Source organism: Duganella radicis, from assembly GCF_009720825.1.
GTDB classification, from domain to species: Bacteria; Pseudomonadota; Gammaproteobacteria; order Burkholderiales; family Burkholderiaceae_D; genus Rugamonas; species Rugamonas radicis.
The window spans coordinates 1-21847 of sequence record NZ_WNKY01000068.1 but is presented as its reverse complement, the minus strand read 5'-3'; the positions used below and the strand labels follow the sequence as shown (position 1 = coordinate 21847).

The window sequence follows — 21847 nt, the reverse complement described above, 5'->3', positions numbered from 1 at the left end:
CGGCTGGGCGCGGCGGCCGGCGGAGGGCCCGCGCAGCTACGCGGCGCGCTTGCGGGCGATGCCGGCCAGCGCGCGGAAACACGCTGCCATGGACCAGTTTTTACACCTGTACGGTATGCTGAAGTATGGCGCCGGCGGGACCGAATCACGCAAGGCGTCGCTGGCGACGCTGAAAACCCTGCTACCTTTATGCCGATGAAGACTTTGATCACCGCCCTGCTGCTCAGCGCAGCCACCCTCAGCGCCGCGGCCGCGCCCGTGGACCGCTATGGCTACACGCTGCCGCCCAGCATGCAGAAAAAGAAGCAGCCCGCCGCGCCCAAAAAGAAGGCCGCGCCGGCCGTCGACTATGTCGGCGAGTACGTCAACTTTGGCGACTGGCAGGAGGTGCGCGCCTTCCTCGACGACGTCGCCGCGCGCGACGGTTTCGAGCGCGCCGAGCTGAACGCGCTGATGGCGCAGATCCGCTACGTCGACTCGGCGGTGCAATTGGTCAAGCCGGCGCCGCCCGGCAAGCCGAAGAACTGGCAAGCCTACAGCAAGCTGATGATCGACCCGGTGCGCATCGACGCCGGCGTCAAGTTCTGGAACGAGAACAGCGAGGCGCTCAGCCGCGCCGAAGCGCTGTACGGCGTGCCGGCCGAGATCGTGGTCGGCATCCTCGGGGTGGAAACGGTGTATGGCCGCAACACCGGGCGCTTCCGCGTGCTGGACGCGCTGACCACGCTGGCGTTCGCGTATCCGGAGGCGCCGCAGCGGCGCGAGCGCATGGCGTTCTTCCGCGGCGAGCTGGAGTCCACCCTGCTGTTCGCGCGCCAGGCCGGCGTCGATCCGCTCTCGCTCAAGGGCTCGTTCGCCGGCGCCATCGGCATGCCGCAATTCATGCCCAGCAGCGTGATCAAGTACGCGGTGGATTTCGACGGCAGCGGCAAGGTCGATTTGCTCAATTCCAGCGTCGACGCCATCGGCAGCGTGGCGGCCTTCCTGGCCGGCCACGGCTGGCAGCGCGAGCAGGCCGGGCCGGTGGTGTACGCGGCCACGGTGTCGCCCAACCGCGCCTGGGAGCCGATGCTGGGGCGCGGGCTGGCGGCCACCTACCGTCCGCAGGAGCTGGTGGCGGCCGGCGTGACGCCGGCGGTGGCGCCGCCCGAGCAGCTGTATGGCCTGGTGGATTTGCAAAACGGCGCCGAGCCGACGGAATACTGGCTGGCCAACGGCAATTTCTTCGCCATCACGCAGTACAACCGCAGCTATTTCTACGCGATGTCGGTGGTGGAGCTGGGACGGGCGGTCCGGCTGGCGCGCGCCGCCGCCGGGGTCTCTTCAGGGATGTAAGCAAGCGTAAAAACCTTGGCCCCGCGAGCTTGCTCGCGGTATGGTTTAGTTGACACTTGGAAATAATTTGGACCCACTGCCCATCGGCGGTGAGAAATGGGCTGCTTTACAACGGAATTGTTATATAATTAACTTTGATCGTTCATCAAAAGTGCGCGTGGGCAGCATAACATAGAACTCGGTGTATAATTCTCACACAATGTTGCAGTCGGACAACAATACCCTGCGGGAAGTGTGTTTTTTTTATTGCTGCTAAGTATTAGATTGAAGACTGTTGTACAATTGTGTATATATTATGAAACTTGTTATCCTGGAACCCGTGTCCGTGTGTGAGTCTCCTGGTAAGGATGGACATTGACGCAGCAAAGAGCCCCGAGTGTTGTACTTTGCAGGACAACTTTACAGAAGGAAAAGACGACATGACAAACCAAGTCGGCATAGACATGAACAACGATGCGGATGGCGATGATCTGCTGCAATACAATCCCAACCGCCTGCTCGATACCCTGATCGAGAACCTGCGTCTGAAAAACGACGCGGCGCTGTCGCGCGCGCTGGAAGTGGCGCCCCCCGTGATCAGCAAGATCCGTCACCACCGCCTGCCGGTCGGCGCTTCGCTGCTGATCCGCATGCACGAGGTGTCGGACCTGAGCATCCGCGACCTGCGTTACCTGATGGGCGACCGCCGCAACAAGTTCCGCATCAGCGACAAGCAGTTCAAGCCGAAAGAAGGCGAAACCCCGGGCGGCGGCGGCAACAACAACGGCTGATCCCGTCGTCCTGGCGCACTGCCCTCCTCCCTGCGCGCCAGGGACGAGGGCATTTGTGTTTTTTACGCCGGGAACACGCCGGTCGACAGGTAGCGGTCGCCGCGGTCGCAGACGATGAACACGATGGTGGCGTTTTCCACCGTGTTGGACAGGCGCAGCGCGATTTCGCAGGCGCCGGCGGCGGAGATGCCGCAGAAGATGCCTTCCTCGGCCGCCATGCGGCGCGCCATGCGCTCGGCCGCCGCCTGCGACACCGCCTCCACGCGGTCGACGCGCGAGCGGTCGTAGATTTTCGGCAGGTAGGCTTCCGGCCATTTGCGGATGCCGGGGATCGACGAGCCCTCCTCCGGCTCGGCGCCGATGATCTGGACCGCCGGGTTCTGTTCCTTCAGGTAGCGCGAGGTGCCCATGATGGTGCCGGTGGTGCCCATGGCGCTGACGAAGTGGGTGACGCAGCCGTCGGTGTCGCGCCAGATTTCCGGGCCGGTCGACTCGTAGTGGGCGCGGGCGTTGTCCTGGTTGCCGAACTGGTCGAGGATGATGCCCTTGCCGTCCTTTTGCAATTGCTCGGCCATGTCGCGCGCGTACTCCATGCCGCCGGTTTTCGGCGTCAGCAGGATTTGCGCGCCATAGGCGGCCATGCTCTGGCGCCGCTCGACGCTGAGGTTTTCCGGCATCAGCAGCAGCATCTTGTAGCCGCGGATGGCCGCCGCCATGGCCAGCGCGATGCCGGTGTTGCCGCTGGTGGCCTCGATCAGGGTGTCGCCCGGCTTGATGTCGCCGCGCTCCTCGGCGCGGGTGAGCATCGACATGGCGGCGCGGTCCTTGACCGAGCCGGCCGGGTTGTTGCCTTCCAGCTTGCCCAGAATGATGTTGTTGCGGGCCGCGGCCTCGGCGCCGGGCAGGCGCACCAGCTGCACCAGCGGCGTGTTGCCGATCGTATCTTGCAAAGTCTTGTAAGCCATCGTCTTCTTGTTGGAGTTCGCGAAAACAACCATTTTAGCCGAGTTGTCGGAAAGCAGCCGGCTACCTCTTAAGACTTTGGACGGCGGATGCCGCTTACGCTAGACTGGCGTCACTCCCGCAATCAGCTTCATATTTGGAATTGTCATGGCCACCACTCCCGCCGAACTGCTGCCCGAACTCACCCCGGACGATCCGGCGCCCCTCACGGCGCACAATCTGGAGCAGCGCCAGCACCAGATGTTCCCCACCCTGAGCGCGACCGACGTGCGCCACATGCACCGCTTCGGCCATGTGATGTGCTTCAAGGATGGCGAGATGATCTTCGAGGCCGGCAAGACCAGCTTTGGCCTGATGCTGGTGCTCAAGGGCGGCATCCGGGTCGACCGCTACGACGGCCTGGGCAACACCTCCTACGTCACCACCCATCAGGTCGGGCAGTTCAGCGGCGAGGTGGCGCAGCTGTCGGGCCGGCCGTCGCTGGGCAATGGCCACGCGGTGGGCGACGTGGAGGTGCTGGTGGTGCCGTCGGAATCGCTGCGCGCCTTGCTGGTGGCGCACGCCGACCTGGGCGAGCGCATCGTGCGCGCGCTGATCCTGCGCCGCGTGGGGCTGATCGAGCAAGCCTCCGGGGGGCCGGTGATTGTCGGGCCGCGCGGCCATGGCCGCATCCACACCCTGCAAACCTTCCTGCAAGCCAACGGCCATCCGCACATGGTGCTCGATCCCGAGCATGACCGCCAGGCGGCCGACCTGATGGAGCATTACCGGCCGCGCGCGGAGGAACTGCCGCTGGTGGTGTGCCCGGACGGCGTGGTCAAGAAGAACCCGTCGGTGGTCGACATCGGCCGCTGCCTCGGCATGCTGCCCGAGCTCGACACCGACAAGGTGTGGGATGTGATCGTGGTCGGCGCCGGGCCGGCCGGGCTGGCGACGGCGGTGTATGCGGCGTCGGAAGGCTTGTCGGTGCTGGCGCTGGAAACGCGCGCCTATGGCGGCCAGGCCGGCGCCAGCGCGCGCATTGAAAACTACCTCGGCTTCCCGACCGGTGTGTCGGGCCGCGCGCTGGCCGGCCGCGCCTACGTGCAGGCGCAGAAGTTCGGCGTCGAGATCGCCATCCCGGCGCCGGCCGGGCGCCTGATCTGCGACACCTATCCGCTGGAAGTGGAAATGTGCGGCAGCCTGCAACGCCTGAAGGCCAGGACCGTGGTGCTGTCGTGCGGCGCGCGCTACCGCCGTCCCTCGCTGGCCAACCTCAAGCAGTTTGAGGGCAAGGGCGTGTACTACTGGGCGTCGCCGGTGGAGGCCAAGCTGTGCAAGACGGAAGAAATCGTGCTGGTCGGCGGCGGCAACTCGGCCGGGCAGGCGGCGGTGTTCCTGTCGGGCTACGCCTCCAAGGTGCACATGCTGATCCGCAAGGAGAGCCTGTCGTCCACCATGTCCAGCTATCTGATCGAACGGATACAGGCCACGCCGAACATCGAGCTGCACACCTGCACCGAGATCGTCGCGCTGGAAGGCGACGAGGACGGCCTCAAGCAAGTACGCATCCGCAACGCCAGGACCGAGGAGGAATGCGATTACGACGTCTGCCGCGTGTTCCTGTTCATCGGCGCCGATCCCAACACCGGCTGGCTGAGCGATTGCGGCGTGGACGTCGACGCCCATGGCTTCATCCGCACCGGCTTTGACGTCACCAAGGCGCAGTGCAAGGCCAATTTCGCCAACGGCGTGTATCCGAAAGACCTGCCCTCGCGCGCGGCGCTGGAGACCAGCGTGCCGGGGGTGTTCGCGATCGGCGACGTGCGCGCCACCTCCACCAAGCGCGTGGCGGCGGCGGTGGGTGAAGGGGCCGCCGTGGTGTCGCAGATCCACCAGTTCCTGGCTAACTTGCCGCTGGATAAATTGAAGGTTTAAGGTCGCCAGCGGCGCCCTGCTCAAGCTGCCGCAGCAGAGATGCCAGTCGTTGCGGATGACGCAGCAGCAAGTGCTCAAAGAAGGCGACGACCGGCGCGGAGAGCAGAAACAGGGCCTGTTCTTTGCCGGGCCGTTCATACCATGCCGCGGAATTCAGCCACATCCCCACCGCCTCGCCCAAACCGAGAAGGTGGGCTTCCTCGACACCGCGCTGCATACCCAGTAAGGCCACGCACTCCAGCCAGTTCCAACGCTTGTGCGCAACCAGCGGCAACAGGCGGGTTGCGTTGCCTCCTGCTTCCAGACTCGCGCGTATCGTCGCAAACGGGATATATGCCTGGTGCTTGCGCACCAGCTGAAGCGCAAATTTACCCGCCCCGGCAGCGGGATCATGCAACGCCGCCAGCGCAATCTCGTCCTTATCCGCCTCAGCAAGCTTGAACCACGCCGCGCGCGCAGCCGTTCTCACGCCTGGATACAAGCTGGACTGGAAGGACCGTACCAGTTCGACATCTGCGGGATTCCGCAAGGAGGCGAGCGCAGCCAAACACACGCGCGTGCGCCGCACAGTCTGGTGCTCATGCAGCAAGCGGTGACGATAATGGGCCCGGGCATCAAACTGCCTCTCATGCAGATAGCTCATCGCAACGGACCGCACCGATGATTGCGCGTCCAGCAGGGCCGTGATCGCGAACTCATCGTGCGGATGTCCAGCCATCGCCAACAGACATCTGCTTGCCATCGTTCGCACGGCGCCAAAATGCGAACGCGCGGCCAAGCGGTAAAACTGCTCTTGCAGCTCTGGCGCAAGGCAAGCGCACAGGTTCACCGCGCGCACGGCTAACACGATGTCATCGCTGCGTTCCAAGATGAGCGTAATCAAAGCTGACGTCTCAAGCAGCCCGTACTTGTCGAGCAGGTACACGGCAGCGCGCGCGACCTTGATTGCCGGGCCGTGTGCTGCCGTGCAAATATCGCTGATAGCAATGGTCTGGATCAAGCTCTGCTCGAAGGCATCCAGCCACGCTGCATAGTCCGCCCTCCCGGGACTGTGCAGACGCAGAATGACCGGCATCGCCGCCAACAATTGTGACGCGGGAACAAAAGGCAACAACGTCATCAAGGCAGTCCTTGCGGCACGCTGCACTTGTGGAACCCAGTCATTCAGGCGCTCGGCAACGGTGGGCAGCAATTCCGGCGAGGGCAACTCCACGCAACGCCTGAGTACAGCTTCGCGCACATAGCCCGAAGGATGATCGGCGTGCTGCCGTAGCAGTTCCACAGACTGTGTGCCGCAGACCAACTGCAAATCGCCGGCATAGTAGCGTTCCACCGAAGATGGAACTGACGCGCGCGCTGGTGCCGGCACGGATGCAGTCGGTTTAGGACTAAACAAGGCTCGAAGTATTTTCATCGTCGCAGCATAACATCCAGCTCAGTAATTGCTCATGGATAATTTTAAGGATATAGGTAGGGGGGACGTATGCCGCTCCTGTGCGGGAAACTGTCTCTTTTGGCTTTCTCTTTTTGTCTCTTTTTGTATTTTTTGAACTCTTTTCTCTGGCGGCAGTCCAAGAGACAGGAAGAGAAAAAAAGAGACAGAAAGAGACAGGAGAAAGAGAATGAATCCCACAGAGAAGGCGCATACACCACCCCCACCTATACTCCCGGCAATGGTTTTAAAGGAGCTGCGCGGTTATCTGCGCGAGAGCGGCAGCACGCTGTCGCCCGGCGAAGCGCTGATCAAGGCCGTTCAACTCTGGATCGCGCAGGGCCGGGCCGACGCCATTCCGGCCAAGGGCTACCAATGGAAGCAGCTTTTCCTGCCGGACGGCACGCGCATCCGCCTGCGCGCATTCGGCGTCTGGCACAACGCCACCATCGTCGATGACAAGCTGATTTACAAAGGCAAAGCGATTTCGCCGCATCAAATGGCCAGGCAAGCCGCCGGCGATGGCCGCAATGCGTGGCGCGAAATCTGGATACTCATGCCGGGCCAGAAGCGCTGGGCCAACGCCGCCATCCTGCGCGCGCAGTTGAGCAAACAATTCGCCGCCGTGCCGCCCACGCCGGAGGAATCCATGAAGATCGCCGCGAAGGCCATGAGCGATGCGCTCAGCACCGCGCTCACCCTGGTCGCCCACGCCAACGACCAGGCCCGGAACACGCTGGAGCGCCGCCTGCCCAAATACCGCCGCGCGTGGGATGTGCTGGAGGACGTGGACTAGGCGCGCGCTGCCCGCGCCTTGATGCGGGCCAGCTGGGCGGCCTGATAGGCGGCGAAGGCGTCGTCGAACAGGGTGCGGATCAACGGGTCGTCGACGATGTCGGCATCGACCGGGGCGCCGCTGATGCGCATGTACATGGAGGTCAGGGACTCGCCCAGCGCCAGGCCCGCGTACAGCTTGGCGGCCGGGATTTCGGTGATCCAGGTTGGGGCTTCTTCGGTAGGCGTAATGGTATCGCCGCAGATGCTGTAGCGATAATGCTGCGCGTTGCCTTGGTGGTCGTAGACGGACAGCTGCCACACGCATGGCGTGGCGAAGTAGCTGTCCTCCGGTAGCTCCATCTCTTCGTAGCGGGCTTGCAGTCCGCTGTCGCAGAACGCCCGCACCACGGCCGCCTGCTCCGCCGTCAGGGCGGCGAAATGGCGCGCGATGTCGGCGGTCGGCGGCGGTACGATGTCGGGATCGTATTCATAGTCCACATCCTGCTCGCCGACCGGCCGCACCCACGGCAGCGGCGCGGCCGGTGTCAGCGCAGCGGCGCTCAGCGCCACCGCCACCGATGGATTCAGGCGCACCACCTGCGTGGCCGGCAGCCACTCGCCCACCGCCGCCGCAAACTGCCTGTACGTGACCGGGAACAGCGCGTGGTTGTACCACGACCATGGCTCCTGCCGGAACTGGCAGGAGCTCGGCACCACGTAGCGCGGCGCCAGCGCCTGCAACTGCGCCGGCCATTCCTCCGGCAGCGTCACCGGCCCGCGCTCCGCGCGCGATGGCGCGATCACGTCCACCTCGCGCATGGTCTGGAATGGCCACAACACCATGTCCCACGGCGCGTAAGGCGTGATCTGCTCCAGCGTTTCCGGGTCCATCCACGAATCGACCACGTTGAGCACATTCAGCCCTTCGGCCCGAATATGGAACATGGAATCGACATCGGCCTCCAGCGCGCGGCGCGGAATCACCTCAAAGCCGCCCACGCGCACCGGCGCGTCGATCGCCAGCGGCCGCACCTCGGCGAAGCCCAGCTCGCGGATCATGGCGAACAGTTCATCGAACAGGCAGTAGAGATAAATCGGCGTGGCGCGGTCCAGCAAATCCAGACTCTCCAGTGAGCAGTGGTCGTCATGGAAGTGCGAGATGAACACCGCGTCCGGCCGCAAGGCGCGCACGCGCTCAAGGTCGAAGCGCACGTCCGGATAGGCGTGGCAGTTCCGGCTGAACGGATTCTCGAACACCGGATCGAACACGATCTGCGTGGCGCCGCTCTCGAACACATAGCCGGCGTGGAGGATGCGCGCAATCTTCATCAGCGCAGCGGCGTCGGATAGCTGGCCGGGCTGACGTTGCCATCCACGTCCACCGCCTGCACGCCGAAGTACACATTGTCCTTCGACTGCGGCATGGTGAACTCGGTCACCTTGCCGACAAACAGCGCGTGCTGCCAGTCGGCCGCCGTGGTGTCGCGCCAGACGATGCGATAGCCCGCCAGATCCGGCTCGCTGTTGGCCTGCCAAACCAGCTCGGTATCGTTTTGCAGCCTGGCGGTGCGCACCTGCACCTTCTGCGGCGCGGCCGGCGCCAGCGCCAGCGTCGACAGGGCCGCCGCGTTCACGCGCGCCACCTGGGCGATGTAGTGGTAGTCGTTGTACTGCGGCAGATCGCCGATCAGCACACCGTTCTCGGTGCGGATGTTCTGGTGCTGGTGATTGAAATCCTCGGCCGGCTCGGTGAAGCGCAAGGCCGCATAGCCGCGTTCCAGGAACGGCATGTGATCGCCGCCGCGCAGATAGCGGTCGCGGCGCTGGATGATATTCACCTTAAACTTGGGCACATAGCGCTCGCCGGCCTCCTTCACCGCGCGCGCCAGCTGGCGCGACAGCGAATCGTTCTCGCCGCCGGTCTGGATCAGCGTGCGCACCGCCTCGCTGTTCTCCTTCTGCAGCGGCAGCCCCTCCGCGAACAGGCGCACCTGCGTGTCGTCCTGGTTGCCATGCTCGTCGCGCGAGCTGCCGATGATATCGTTGGTGAACATGCCGGCGATGTTGAGGTTCTTCTGCTTCGCCTGCTCGGCCCAGTGCGCCGCGCCCAGCAAGCCCTGCTCCTCGGCCGCCACCGTCATGAACACCAGCGTGGCGTCGAATTTGTATTTGGCCATCACGCAGGCCATCTCCATCACCGCCGCCGTGCCGGAAGCGTCGTCGTTGGCGCCGGGCGCGTCGCCCGTGGCGTCCATCACATCGGTGTTGCGCGAATCGTAGTGGCCGCTGACCACATACATGCGCGCCACCGACGCCGCCTGCGTGCCCGGCAGGGTCGCCACCACATTCACAATCTCGGTCGGACGGCTGATGCGCGCCGACACCGGCGCGACATGGCTGTCGAATTCCACCCTGAGCGGCGTGCCGGCGCCGCAGCGCTCCAGCTCCGCCTTGATCCAGCGCCGCGCGGCGCCGATGCCCTCGGTCTCGGACACCGTGTCCGACATGGTGTGGCGCGTGCGGAAGCCGACCAGCTTGCGGATGGTGGCCTCGATCCGCGCCGGCGAAATCTGTTTGACGATCTGATCGATCTGCGCCTGGCGCCGGGCGGCGCCAGGTTCCGCCGCAGCGGCAGGCAGGGCCGCCAGAGCGGCGGCGAGGAGGAAAAACTGAGGTCGCATACGGCGTCTCCGTGACAAGATGCGGTATCTTCTCACGGATCGCCGCATCCGCCCACTACGGACCGACCGGAATGAACACCAGCAGCGGATCGTCGGTCAGCGCCGCCAGCATCATGCCGTCGGCCGACACCTGCAGCTGGCGCGCCATCAGCGCGCGCGCGTAGCCGGCGAACTTGAAGGTGGTCAGCAGCGCGCCGCCGCTGTTGTACACCCACACGTCGGCCGCCGAGTACCAGCCCGAGATGCCGCAGTAAATGCGGCCGTCGCTGCCCACCTCCACGTTGTTCGGATAGGCGTCGCCGCCCGGCAGATAGCCGATGAAGCTCATGTCCTTGGGATCGATGGCGCGGCAGGCGTACGGCGCGCCGCTGGCGGCGTACACGCGGTCGCCACTGGCGCTGACCGCGATGTCGGCGCCATTCGAGGCGCTGCCGGTGAACCAGCCGGAACCGCTGGTGCCGACGAACAGCGAACCGCCGCCCACTTCCGAATAATCGACATCGTAGCCGCTCAGGCTGGCCGGGCTGTAGCCCTCGTCCTGCACATACACATGCTTGCCGTCCGCCGTGGCGGCCATGTCGCCGATATTGGCCGGGCTGTTGCCGACCGCCTTGCCGCTGGCCAGATACGCCTTGCCGTCCGCCGCCAGCACCACCTCCACGCCATTCGGGCGGATCACCTTGATGCGCGAAGACAGCGTCACCGCGCTGGACAGCGACCACCCGGCGCTCTTGGCCTGCGCCGCCAGATCGACCACCGCCACCGCGCGGTTGGCGGTGTCGTAGGCATACAGGCGGTCGCCGCTCGGGCTGACCGCCATGTCGCCCAGCGCCGCCGCCACGCCGCCGATGGTGGCCACGCGCCGCGCCGTGTAGACGTTGTAGACGTCGATGCTGGCGCCGCCGTTGTGCAGATACACATACGGCCGCACCGGATCGCTCACCAGCGCCGCATAGCTCTGGGTCAGCTTGACCATGGCCGACGGCGCGGCCGCGCCCTTCCACAGCGCCACGCGGATCGGCTCCGGCGCCGCCACCGTGGCGTCGCCGCTGCTCAGGGTCACCGTCGCCAGATGCAGCGTATCGACCGCCAGCGCGGCCGGGTTGGCGCTCAGCGTCAGCGTGTTGCCGCTGCGCGCGACCGTCAGCCAGCCCTGGCTGGAACTGGCGCTCCACGCCGCCGCCAGCCCCAGGTTGTCGCTGACGGTCAGGCTGCGGGTCAGGCGCGACCAGCCCGGGGTCGACACCAGGCCGACGCCGGTCTCGGACGGCAGCAGGCGGTGCTTGTCCTTGTTGAGCGACACCGTCAGCGGCTGGGTCAGCACATCGCCGTTGACCGTGACGCCGGCGTTCAGCGTCACCGTGGTGGTGCCGGTGGCGGCCGCCGCCAGTTGCGGCGTGAAACTCAGCGCCGCGCCGCTCTCGCCCACCTTGCCGCCGGTGGCGCCGGCCTTGAGCCAGGCCGGCAGCGCGCTCAGGCTCCACGGCCAGGTGTTGGCGCCGGTGTTCAGGCTGAGGGTGACGCTGTCGCCGCTGCTGTCGCGCCCCAGCGCGCCGCCCAGCGTGACGCTGGCCCTGGACAGCGCCAGCGTCGGCGCGATCAGATTCAGCGTGACCGGCACCGTACGGCTGGCCGCCACCGGCGAATTCAGCAGCAGGTTGCCGCTGTAGCTGCCGCTGCGCAGCGCGCCGCGCGCCGGATTGACCGTCAGCGTGGCCCGGCCCGGCGTCACGCCGCTGGCCGGCGACACGCCCAGCCAGCCGGCCGCGCCGCTGTCGATGCTGGCGCTCCACGCCGTGCCGGCCGGCACCGCGCCGATGTTGAAGCTGACATCCTGCGGCGCCACCGGCGCGCCATTGATGGCGCTGAACGTGATGCCCGAGGTGTCGACCGCGAAGCCGGCCTGGGTCACCGTCAGGCTGACCGGCACCGTCAGCTTCTGGCCATCGCCGGCGGCAATCACCACGCCGCCGCTGTAGCTGCCGGCGGCCAGCCCGGCCGGGTCCAGCTGGAGGCTGAACGTCCCCTTGCCGCTGCCGCTGGCGTTGGCCAGCTTGATCCAGCTATCCGTCGCGCTGACGCTCCAGGCGCCGCTGGCGTTGACCGCCACCGCCAGCGCACCCGGCGCCGCAGCCCCCGTGACATAGGTGGTGTTGAGCATGGACGCGCTGGCCGTGAGCGGCTGCGGCGCGCCCGGATTGACCGTCACCTGGAACGGCAGCTGCATCGGCGAGCCGGCGTAGTGGCGCGCGCAGCCGGTGTCATAGCACACGCTGACGGTGAAATTGCCGCTGTAGCTGCCGGCCGCCAGCGAGGGTGAGGTATGCAGCGCGGCGGTGTAGCTGGTGGCCGAGGTCGGCGTGAACTCCAGCTGCGGCAGCAGCACGCCCCTGGTGTCGGTCACCAGCACGAACACATTGGCATTGTTGTTGAAATCGGCCGGACGGTTGACCGTGGCGTTGACCGTCAACACCGACGACTGGCCCGACTGCAAGGTGGCCGTGACCGGATTGGGCGAGAACGACAGCGTGGCCGCCAGCGGGGCCTCGGGCGCGCCGCCGCCGCCATTGCCGCCACCGCCGCCGCAGGCCGCCAGCGCGGCCGCCAACGCGAGACTGCTCAAGATATGTTTCAAAAGAACTCCCTGTGGTGGAACTATTGGTTTTATTTTAATTGCAAAACCAATAATTCTCCCCCATCCACAGGGAGCTTGTCAATCTACCTGGCCGGCTTGGCGGCCTTGGCCGGCTTGTCCGCCGTCATCGGCGCGCCGTCCTTGGACTTGCCGTTCACCTGCAAGCCGGCCGCCGACAGCCGCAGCGCGCTCTTCTCGCCGATGCCCTTGACGCGCTGCTCCAGATCGCCCCAGTCCTTGAACTCGCCCTTCTTGCGCTCCTCCAGAATGGCCTTGGTCTTGGCCGGGCCGAGGCCGCGGATGCCGTCCAGCGCGGCGGCGTCGGCCTTGTTGACGTCCACCTGGGCCCAGGCGCCGGCCATGCCGCCCAGCAGCGCGGCCAACAGCAATAGTTTCTTGATCATCATCATCTCCGTTAAGGTTGGGCAAGGGCGAGGATCGCACCTTGAACCCCCTTAACGAAGCGCGCGCGCGGCGCCGTTGACCGCGCACGATTGAGCCAGCTCAAGGCGGGCTCAGGTCCCGAACAATTCCGCGTGGGTGACGGTGGCCGTGCCCAGCTTGCCGACCACGATGCCGCCGGCGCGGTTGGCGGTTTCCACCGCCTCCTGCCAGCCGGCGCCCGCGCCCAGCATGCAGGCCATGGTGGCGATCACGGTGTCGCCGGCGCCGGACACGTCGAACACCTCGCGCGCCTGCGCCGGCGTGTGGTACTGGGCGCCGTCGGTGTACAGCGTCATGCCCTCCTCCGAGCGGGTCAGCAGCAGCGCGTCGAGCTTGAGCTCGGCGCGCAGGGCCTGCGCCTTGGCGCTCAGCTGCTCCTCGCTGTGCCACGCACCGACGATGCGCTTCAACTCCGACTTGTTCGGCGTCAGCACGGTGGCGCCGGCGTAGCGCGAGAAATCGTCGCCCTTGGGATCGACCATCACCACCTTGCCGGCCGCGCGCGCGGCGGCGATCATGTCGGCCACCGCCACCAGGCTGCCCTTGGCGTAGTCCGACAGCACGATCACGTCGTAATCGGCCAGCAGCGCCTTGAACTGCTCCAGCTTGTCGCGCAGCACGGTGTCGGTCGGCGCCTCCTCGAAATCGATGCGCACCATCTGCTGCTGGCGGCCGATCACGCGCAGCTTGATGATGGTGGAAATCGCCTGGTCGCGCTTCAGGTAGCTGCGGATGCCGCCGCCCGCCAGCAGCGCGGCCACCTCGTCGCCCGCCTCGTCGTTGCCGACGATGCCCAGCAGGCCGGCCTGCGCGCCCAGCGCCGCCGCGTTGCGCGACACGTTGGCGGCGCCGCCCAGGCGCGCCTCGCGCCGCTCGATGCGCACCACCGGCACCGGCGCCTCCGGCGAAATGCGGCTGACATCGCCGAACCAGTAACGGTCCAGCATCACATCGCCCACCACCAGCAGGCGTACTTGCTCCAGATTGGTCGTCATGGCACGGCCCTCGTCAAGTGCGGGTCAGGATGGAACGGCCGATGCCGTGATACTCGAACGCCGCTTCCGCCATCACCTCCGGCTCGAACAGATTGCGGCCGTCGAAGATCACCGCCTGCTTGAGCGCCGCGCGGATGCGCTCGAAGTCCGGGCTGCGGAACGCCTTCCACTCGGTGACGATCACCAGCGCCTCGGCGCCGGCCAGCGCATCCATCGGGCTGGCGGCGAAGCGCACCCGCGCCAGCTGGTCGGGCGTCAGGTCCAGCGCCAGCACGCGCCGGGCCTCGGCCATGGCGACCGGATCGTATACCGCCACCGTGGCGCCGGCGTCGATCAACTGGCGCAGCAGCACGCGCGACGGCGCCTCGCGCATGTCGTCGGTGTTCGGCTTGAAGGCCAGGCCCCACACGGCGAAATGCTGGCCGCCCAGGTCCTCGCCAAAGCGCCGGATCACCTTCTGGCCCAGCACCAGCTTCTGCTTGTCGTTGACCGCCTCCACCGCGCGCAGGATCAGCAAGTCCTGATCGTACTGGCGGGCGGTGCGCTCCAGCGCCTGCACGTCCTTGGGGAAGCAGGAGCCGCCATAGCCGGCGCCGGCGTACAGGAAGCTGTGGCCGATGCGCGGATCGGAGCCGATGCCGTGCCGCACCGCCTCGATGTCGACGCCGACGCGGTCGGCCAGGTTGGCCAGCTCGTTCATGAACGAGATGCGGGTGGCCAGCATCGAATTGGCGGCGTACTTGGTGAACTCGGCCGAGCGCACATCCATCCAGAAGGTGCGCTCGTGATTGCGGTTGAACGGCGCGTACAGCTTCTTCATCATGGCGGCCGCCTTCTGGCCCTCGGCCGTGCTGTCATGGCCGATGACGATGCGGTCCGGGCGCATGAAGTCCTCGACCGCCGCGCCCTCCTTCAGGAATTCCGGATTCGACACCACCGAGAAGCTGGCATGGGCGCCGCGCGCCGCCAGTTCTTCCTGCAGCGCCGCCTTGACGCGGTCGCCGGTGCCGACCGGCACGGTGGATTTGTCGACCACGACCTTGAAGCCGGTCATGTGCCGGCCGATGTTGCGCGCCGCCGCCAGCACGTATTGCAGGTCGGCCGAGCCATCCTCGTCGGGCGGGGTGCCGACCGCGATGAACTGCACGTCGCCGTGCGCCACCGAGGCCGCGACGTCGGTCGAGAACTGGAGGCGGCCGGCGGCGCGGTTGCGCGCCACCACCTCCTCCAGGCCCGGCTCGTGGATCGGGATGCCGCCGTTGTTCAGCAGATCGATCTTGCGCTGGTCGACGTCCAGGCAAAACACATCGTTGCCCAGCTCCGCCAGGCAGGCGCCGGTGACCAGGCCAACATAGCCGGTGCCGATAATCGTGATTTTCATAGTGGTACTGCCTTAATTCATAACGTTCAATTCTTCGGTGCGGCGCGGCGGGTAGGTCTCCCAGCGGCTGCAACCCGGACACTGCCAGTAAAACTGGCGCGCCTTGAAACCGCAATGGCTGCACTGATAGCGCGCCAGCTTCTGGGTGTAGCCGTGCACCAGATTCTTCACCATCGACAGCTCCGGCACCACCGCCGCCGGCGCGTCCATCAGGCGCGCCTCCAGGAACTTGTCCAGCCCCAGCAGGGTCGGCGTGCGGCGCAGCTCATTGCCGATCAACTGCTTGGCCGCCTCCGGCCCGTCCAGCTCCAGCACCGCCTTGTACACCACCTCCACCAGGTCGATGGAGGAGGCCTGCTCCAGATAGGACTTCAACAGGTTGACGCCCTCCTGCGGGCGGCCCACCTTGCGGTAGCCATCCATCAGGCGCTGCGCCACCAGCGCCACGTGCGGCACGCTGATCTGCTCGACGCGGCGCCAGGTCAGGAGCGCGCCCTCGACCTCGCCCTGCGCCAGCTGGGCGTCGCCGGTCAGCATGGTGGCGCGCACATTGACGCGGTCCGCCTGCAGCGACTTGTCCAGCAGCGCCAGCGCCTGCTCCGGATGCAGGTGCACCAGCGCGTCCTGCGCCAGCTCGCAGTAAAACTGCGCGATCTCCTTCTGGCGCGCGCCGGCGCCCGACTCCTGCAAGCCGAGCGCCGCCTCGATCGCGCGCGGCCACTCCTTCTCGCGCTGGAAAATCTCCAGCAGCGCGCGCCGCGCCTGCGCCGAATACTGGCCGTTGAGCAGCGTGTTGAAGGTTTCCTCGGCCCGGTCCAGCAGGCCGGCCTTGAGATAATCCATGCCCAGCTCATATTGCGCGTGCTCCTTCTGCTCCTGCGGCAGGTCGGGCCGCGCCAGCAGGTTCTGGTGCACGCGGATGGCGCGCTCGGTCTCGCCGCGGCGGCGGAACAGATTGCCCAGCGCGAAATGCATCTCGGCCGATTCCGGATCGAGCCGCACGATCTCGATGAAGGCGTCGACCGCCTTGTCCGGCTGATCGTTCAGCAGGTGGTTCAAGCCCTTGTAATAGCCGCGCGGCAGGGTGCGCGACTCCGACAGCAGCTGGCGGATATCCACGCGCGCCGCCACCCATCCCAGGCCGAAGAAAACCGGGATGCCCAGTAACCACCAGAGTTCAAATTCCATGTGCTTGTATTTATTGTGTGTTGACGCTGTCCGGCTGCGGCGGCTGATTGGCCTGCTGCGCCGACGCTTGCAGCGTGTGGATGGTCGTTTTGTGCTGATGGGTTTCGCGGCGGTGGCGGAACACGGTGGGCGTCAGCGCCAGCACGCCTAGCACGGCGCCGGCCACGAAAAAGCCCAGCAGCATCAGCACCAGCGGGCCGCGCAGCTCATAGTGCAGGAACAGTTGCAGATCGACTTCCTGCGAGTTCTTCAGCGCGAAGCTGAAAAACAGGATGAAGATGATAAAGCCTACGATGGTCGAGATGAATTTCATCAGCCAGAATCCCGTGGAATGCCAAGAGCGCCAGTATCGCACCTCGGGCAACAAAAAAAAAGCGGCATCCCGAAGGACGCCGCTCTTGCTAACTATGAAATGCTTCAGTCCTCGATGATCGGTTGCCCGACCATCGCGTCAACCCGCTCGCGCAATTGCTTGCCCGGCTTGAAGTGCGGCACCCGTTTTTCCGGCACCATCACCTTGTCGCCCGACTTCGGGTTGCGCCCGATGCGCGGCGGCCGGCTGTTGAGGGCAAAGCTGCCAAAACCGCGGATCTCGATGCGCTGACCGGTCGCCAGGGCGTTGGTCATCGCATCCAGAATGGTCTTGACGGCATATTCCGCATCCTTGGCCACCAGCTGAGAGTAACGCTCAGCCAGGCGGTTGATCAGTTCGGACTTGGTCATCGCGAACTAGTTCTTAGTTCTTGTTGTCCAGCTTGGCTTTCAGCAGTGCGCCCAGGCTGGTGGTGCCCGAAGCGGCGTTGCTGTCAGCAGCGATGTTTTTCATCGCTTCAGCGGTGTCAGCCGAATCCTTGGCTTTGATCGACAGCTGGATCGAACGTGCTTTACGGTCGATGTTGATCACCAGAGCTTCGACGGAATCGCCGACTTTCAGGTGGGTGCCAGCATCTTCCACGCGGTCACGCGAGATTTCCGAAGCGCGCAGGTAGCCTTCAACTTCTTCCGACAGCTGGATCACGGCGCCCTTAGGCTCAACCGATTTCACGGTGCCGGTGACCAGCGAACCTTTGTCGTTCATGGCGGCGAAGTTGTTGAACGGATCACCTTCCAGTTGCTTCACGCCCAGCGAAACGCGCTCGCGCTCGACGTCGATCGCCAGCACCACGGCTTCCAGTTCGTCGCCTTTCTTGAACTTGCGCACGGCTTCTTCGCCGGACTCGGTCCACGACAGGTCGGACAGGTGTACCAGGCCGTCGATGTTGCCAGCCAGGCCGATGAACACGCCGAAGTCGGTGATCGACTTGATCGCGCCTTTGACTTTATCGCCCTTCTTGTGGGTTACGCCGAAGTCGTCCCATGGGTTGGCCTTGCACTGCTTCATGCCCAGCGAGATACGGCGACGCTCTTCGTCGATCTCCAGAACCATCACTTCGACTTCGTCGCCCAGCTGGACAACTTTGTTAGGCGCGACGTTCTTGTTGGTCCAGTCCATTTCCGACACGTGCACCAGGCCTTCGATGCCTTGTTCGACTTCCACGAACGCACCGTAGTCGGTCAGGTTGGTGACTTTACCGAACAGGCGGGTGCCTTGTGGGTAACGACGCGACAGACCGGTCCATGGGTCATCGCCCAGTTGCTTCACGCCCAGCGAAACACGGTTCTTCTCTTGATCGTATTTCAGGACTTTCGCGGTGATCTCTTGACCCACGGTCAGCACTTCCGATGGGTGACGCACACGACGCCATGCCAGGTCGGTGATGTGCAGCAGGCCGTCGATGCCGCCCAGATCCACGAACGCGCCGTAGTCGGTGATGTTCTTCACCACGCCGGTCACCACGGTGCCTTCTTTCAGGGTTTCCATCAGCTTCTGGCGCTCTTCGCCCATCGAAGCTTCGATGACGGCGCGGCGCGACAGCACCACGTTGTTACGCTTGCGGTCCAGCTTGATCACTTTGAATTCGAGGGTCTTGCCTTCGAACGGGGTGGTGTCCTTGACTGGACGGGTGTCCACCAGCGAACCTGGCAGGAAGGCGCGGATGCCGTTGGTCAGCACGGTCAGGCCGCCCTTGACTTTGCCGTTCACGGTGCCGACCACGATCTCGCCCGACTCCATGGCTTTTTCCAGCGCCAGCCACGACGCCAGACGCTTGGCTTTGTCGCGCGACAGGATGGTATCGCCGAAACCATTTTCCAGCGATTCGATGGCCACGGAAACGAAGTCGCCTACCTTGACTTCCAGTTCGCCCTGGTCATTCTTGAATTCTTCAACAGGGATGAAAGCTTCCGATTTCAGGCCTGCGTTGACGATCACGAAGTTGTGATCCAGACGAACGACTTCAGCCGAAATTACTTCGCCCGAGCGCATATCTTGGCGCGACAGGGATTCTTCGAAGAGGGCTGCAAAACTTTCCATAATAATAAAACTTCCAGGTTAGCCAGTAAGGCCCGCACGATGCGGCTTCAACTGGGTTAGGGTTGATAAAAATACTACTTGGCGATGGCCGCGTACCACTGCAACACCTGATCGACCGCCTCATCGGCGTTCATCTCCGAGGTATCGAGCACCTGCGCGCCTTCCGCCGGGACCAGCGGCGCGATGGCCCGGTTTGTATCCCGGTCGTCCCGCGCCTGCAAATCTTTCAGTAGGTCTTCCATGTTAGCAGAAAATCCCTTGTCTATCAATTGCTTATATCGGCGGCCGGCCCGCGCCGCCACCGAGGCGGTCAAAAACACCTTGAGCGGGGCGTGCGGGAAGATCACCGAACCCATGTCGCGGCCGTCGGCGACCAGGCCCGGGGCCTTGCGAAAGCCCAGCTGCAGCCCCACCAGCGCGTGGCGCACGGCCGGGAAGGTGGCGATCCTGGACGCCGTGTTGCCGACCTCCTCGGCGCGGATGGCGTCGCTGACGTTTTCCTGCGACAAAATAATATCGCCGCCCTGGAAACTGCATTGCAGGTGCTCGGCCAGCTTGGCCAGCGCGTGCTCGTCGGCCAGATCGGTGCCGCGGCGCAGGGCCGACAGCGCGGTCAGGCGGTACAGGGCGCCCGAGTCCAGGTAATGGAAGCCGAGCTTATCGGCAACGCGGTGTGCGACCGTGCCCTTGCCGGATGCGGTGGGGCCGTCGATGGTGATGACTGGAATCTGGGAGGTTGGCATATCGGTTACTTTGCGATTTCGGCAAATGCCTTGAAGTATTCGGGGAAAGTCTTGTTCACGCACTTGGGATCGTTGATGCGCGTGACGGCGCCCTTGCGCAGCGCGCCGTCCAGCGACACCAGCGAGAAGCACATGGCCATGCGGTGATCGTCGTAGGTATCGATAGTAGCAGCCGTCAGCGCGGCCGGCGGCGTCACCTTGATATAGTCCGGGCCCTCCTCCACCGTGGCGCCGACCTTGCGCAGCTCGGTGGCCATGGCGGCGATGCGGTCGGTCTCCTTGACGCGCCAGCTGGCGATATTGCGCAGCGTGCTGGTGCCGTCGGCGTACAGCGCGGCCACGGCGATGGTCATGGCCGCGTCGGGGATGTGGTTGAAATCGGCGTCGATGGCTTTCAGCGGGCCGTTGGCGCGCGCTTCGATCCAGTTGTCGCCCATGGTGATCTGCGCGCCCATCTGCGCCAGCGCGGCGGCGAAGCGCACGTCGCCCTGGATACTGTGGTTGCCGACCCCCTCCACCCGCACCGGACCGCCGCCGATGGCGCCGGCCGCCAGGAAATAGGACGCCGACGACGCGTCGCCCTCGACGTGGATGGTGCCCGGCGACTGATAGACCTGGCCGGGCTGGATGGTGAACGAGGCCCAGCCGTCCTGCTCGACCTTGACGCCGAAGCGGCGGATCAGATTCAGGGTGATCTCGATGTAAGGCTTGGAAATCAGCTCGCCGACGACGTCGATGGTGATCGCGTGCTCCTTGGCCATCAGCGGCGCCACCATCAGCAGCGCGGTCAGGAACTGGCTGGACACGTCGCCGCGCACCGACAGGCGGTCGGTGGTGATCCTGCCCTGCTTGATGTGCAGCGGCGGGTAGCCCTGGTTGCCGGTGTACTCGACCTGGGTGCCGGCGGCGTTGAGCGCGTCGACCAGATCGCCGATCGGACGCTCGTGCATGCGCGGCACGCCGTGCAGCGTGTAGTCGCCGCCGATCACGGCCAGCGCGGCGGTGAGCGGACGGATGGCGGTGCCGGCGTTGCCCATGAACAGATCGGCCGACTTATTCGGCAGCACCCCGGCCACGCCGGTGACGTGGTGAACGGTGCCGGTGGCGGTCTTCTCCTCGGTCCACTGCACACCAAGGGCGCGCAGCGCGGCCAGCATCACGGCGGTGTCGTCGGAGGCCAGCAGGTCGACGATGGCGACCTGCCCCTGCGACAGCGCCGACAGCAGCAGGATGCGATTGGAAATGGACTTGGAGCCCGGCAGGCGCACCGCGCCTTCAACGTGAGGGACGGTTTGAAGATCCAGATATGCGTGAGTCATGATTATTCTGCTTTGTCTTGCGATGGCGGCGCTTCGGCCGTCTCGATCGCGGTTATCCATTGGTGGCGGGCTTGCTGGGCGTTGCTGTAGACCTGTTCCAGCGCCACGCCATCGCCGGCCGCCAGTCGGGCGCGCAGCGTGGTCAGTTGCGCCAGGTAGGCGTCCAGCTCCGTCAGCAGCGCCGACTGGTTGGCCAGGCTGATGTCGCGCCACATTTCCGGCGACGAGCCGGCGATGCGGGTGAAATCGCGGAAGCCGCTGGCGGCGTACTGGAACAACAGGTCGGCGTGCGGCTTCCTGGCGATATCGTCCACCAGCGCGTAGGCCAGCAGGTGCGGCAGGTGGCTCACCGCCGCGAACACCTTGTCGTGCTGCTCCGGCGTCAGGCGGTGGATGATGGCGTCGCAGGCGCGCCAGGCGGCGGCCACGCGTTCCACGTCAGCCTCTGTATTTTCGGCCAGCGCGGTGATCACCACCTTCTTGCCGACATACAGATTGTCGATGGCCGCGTCCGGCCCGTTGGTCTCGCGGCCCGCGATCGGATGGCCGGGCACGAACTGCGCCACCTTGCCGCCCAGCGCGCGGCGCGCGGCGGCCACCACGTCGGACTTGGTGCTGCCGGCGTCCGTCACCACCGTTCCGGGCCGGAGATGCGGCGCAATCGCCGCCAGAATAGCCTCCGTCTGCGCCACCGGGGCGGCCAGCAGCACCAGATCGGCGCCCGCCAGCGCCTCCGCCAGCGATAGCGGCGTGCCCGGCGCGTGCGCTGCCGGTGACGACGTGTCAGCCGGGTGCGGCGCGCCAGTGGCGGGTGGCGCGCCAGTGGCGGGCGACGCTCCACTGGCAGCGAGCGG

The 21847-nt window shown here is 65.5% G+C and carries 20 protein-coding genes; 5 read left to right on the top strand and 15 right to left on the bottom strand.

What is annotated here, in order from left to right; translation table 11 throughout:
* The 3 genes from GM676_RS29865 to GM676_RS29855 all read left to right on the top strand — a co-directional run.
* Positions 1-199, top strand: a 199-nt coding sequence (locus tag GM676_RS29865; RefSeq protein ID WP_155468153.1) for a DUF4129 domain-containing protein, incomplete at its 5' end; no start/stop codon positions are given.
* A complete protein-coding gene (mltB, locus tag GM676_RS29860; RefSeq protein ID WP_155468151.1) occupies positions 190-1335 on the top strand; it encodes a lytic murein transglycosylase B in 1146 nt (381 codons plus the stop codon). The genes GM676_RS29865 and mltB, both read left to right, overlap by 10 nt.
* A gap of 419 nt (positions 1336-1754) precedes the next feature.
* Complete coding sequence (locus tag GM676_RS29855; protein ID WP_155468149.1) at positions 1755-2105, top strand: hypothetical protein; 351 nt, start codon at positions 1755-1757, stop codon at positions 2103-2105.
* 62 nt (positions 2106-2167) lie between these two features.
* Here GM676_RS29855 and cysM read toward each other — a convergent pair whose 3' ends face one another.
* Positions 2168-3070: a cysteine synthase CysM gene (gene cysM, locus GM676_RS29850; protein ID WP_155468146.1), complete on the bottom strand. Its 903-nt coding sequence runs from the start codon at positions 3068-3070 to the stop codon at positions 2168-2170.
* Positions 3071-3215: 145 nt separating this feature from the next.
* Here cysM and GM676_RS29845 point away from each other — a divergent pair, with 145 nt between their 5' ends.
* Entirely contained in the window at positions 3216-4985 is a 1770-nt protein-coding gene (locus tag GM676_RS29845; protein WP_155468144.1) for an FAD-dependent oxidoreductase, read from the top strand.
* On the opposite strand, the gene GM676_RS29840 is transcribed toward GM676_RS29845, so the two are convergent.
* Positions 4954-6399 carry a hypothetical protein gene (locus GM676_RS29840; protein WP_155468142.1) on the bottom strand — a complete coding sequence of 482 codons (1446 nt, stop codon included), beginning with the start codon at positions 6397-6399 and terminating at the stop codon, positions 4954-4956. The genes GM676_RS29845 and GM676_RS29840 overlap by 32 nt on opposite strands.
* Before the next feature lie 259 nt (positions 6400-6658).
* Between GM676_RS29840 and GM676_RS29835 the strand changes: the two genes are divergently transcribed.
* Positions 6659-7213 carry a hypothetical protein gene (locus GM676_RS29835; RefSeq protein WP_155468140.1) on the top strand — a complete coding sequence of 185 codons (555 nt, stop codon included), beginning with the start codon at positions 6659-6661 and terminating at the stop codon, positions 7211-7213.
* On the opposite strand, the gene GM676_RS29830 is transcribed toward GM676_RS29835, so the two are convergent.
* The 13 genes from GM676_RS29830 to GM676_RS29770 form a co-directional block, all read right to left on the bottom strand.
* Positions 7210-8523, bottom strand: a complete 1314-nt coding sequence (locus GM676_RS29830) for an MBL fold metallo-hydrolase (RefSeq protein WP_155468138.1) — start codon at positions 8521-8523, stop codon at positions 7210-7212. The two genes, GM676_RS29835 and GM676_RS29830, sit on opposite strands and share 4 nt — an antisense overlap.
* Complete coding sequence (locus GM676_RS29825) at positions 8523-9875, bottom strand: M28 family peptidase (RefSeq protein WP_155468136.1); 1353 nt, start codon at positions 9873-9875, stop codon at positions 8523-8525. The genes GM676_RS29830 and GM676_RS29825 overlap by 1 nt, the downstream gene beginning before the upstream one ends.
* A 55-nt stretch (positions 9876-9930) precedes the next feature.
* Positions 9931-12510 (bottom strand): BACON domain-containing protein, encoded by a 2580-nt coding sequence (locus tag GM676_RS29820; RefSeq protein WP_155468134.1) that lies wholly within the window; start codon positions 12508-12510, stop codon positions 9931-9933.
* Positions 12511-12593: 83 nt separating this feature from the next.
* On the bottom strand, positions 12594-12914 hold the full coding sequence (locus GM676_RS29815) for a ComEA family DNA-binding protein (protein WP_155468132.1): 321 nt from the start codon (positions 12912-12914) through the stop codon (positions 12594-12596).
* 111 nt (positions 12915-13025) lie between these two features.
* Entirely contained in the window at positions 13026-13949 is a 924-nt protein-coding gene (gene rfaE1, locus GM676_RS29810; RefSeq protein WP_155468130.1) for a D-glycero-beta-D-manno-heptose-7-phosphate kinase, read from the bottom strand.
* A 13-nt stretch (positions 13950-13962) separates the two neighbouring features.
* The gene (locus GM676_RS29805) at positions 13963-15330 is read right to left on the bottom strand and encodes a UDP-glucose dehydrogenase family protein (RefSeq protein ID WP_155468128.1); all 1368 of its coding nucleotides are present in this window, start codon (positions 15328-15330) and stop codon (positions 13963-13965) included.
* 12 nt (positions 15331-15342) lie between these two features.
* On the bottom strand, positions 15343-16518 hold the full coding sequence (lapB, locus tag GM676_RS29800) for a lipopolysaccharide assembly protein LapB (protein ID WP_155468126.1): 1176 nt from the start codon (positions 16516-16518) through the stop codon (positions 15343-15345).
* A 10-nt stretch (positions 16519-16528) separates the two neighbouring features.
* Positions 16529-16831 (bottom strand): LapA family protein, encoded by a 303-nt coding sequence (locus tag GM676_RS29795; RefSeq protein WP_155468124.1) that lies wholly within the window; start codon positions 16829-16831, stop codon positions 16529-16531.
* Between the two features lie 104 nt (positions 16832-16935).
* Positions 16936-17241 carry an integration host factor subunit beta gene (locus GM676_RS29790; protein WP_008446215.1) on the bottom strand — a complete coding sequence of 102 codons (306 nt, stop codon included), beginning with the start codon at positions 17239-17241 and terminating at the stop codon, positions 16936-16938.
* A gap of 13 nt (positions 17242-17254) precedes the next feature.
* Positions 17255-18931, bottom strand: coding sequence for a 30S ribosomal protein S1 (gene rpsA / locus GM676_RS29785; protein ID WP_155468122.1), 1677 nt, complete (start codon positions 18929-18931; stop codon positions 17255-17257).
* 74 nt (positions 18932-19005) lie between these two features.
* Positions 19006-19674 (bottom strand): (d)CMP kinase, encoded by a 669-nt coding sequence (gene cmk, locus GM676_RS29780; protein ID WP_155468120.1) that lies wholly within the window; start codon positions 19672-19674, stop codon positions 19006-19008.
* 5 nt (positions 19675-19679) lie between these two features.
* Positions 19680-20993 carry a 3-phosphoshikimate 1-carboxyvinyltransferase gene (gene aroA / locus GM676_RS29775; protein ID WP_155468118.1) on the bottom strand — a complete coding sequence of 438 codons (1314 nt, stop codon included), beginning with the start codon at positions 20991-20993 and terminating at the stop codon, positions 19680-19682.
* A 2-nt stretch (positions 20994-20995) separates the two neighbouring features.
* Positions 20996-21847 (bottom strand): prephenate dehydrogenase (locus GM676_RS29770; RefSeq protein ID WP_155468117.1); only part of this gene is annotated, 852 nt, incomplete at its 5' end.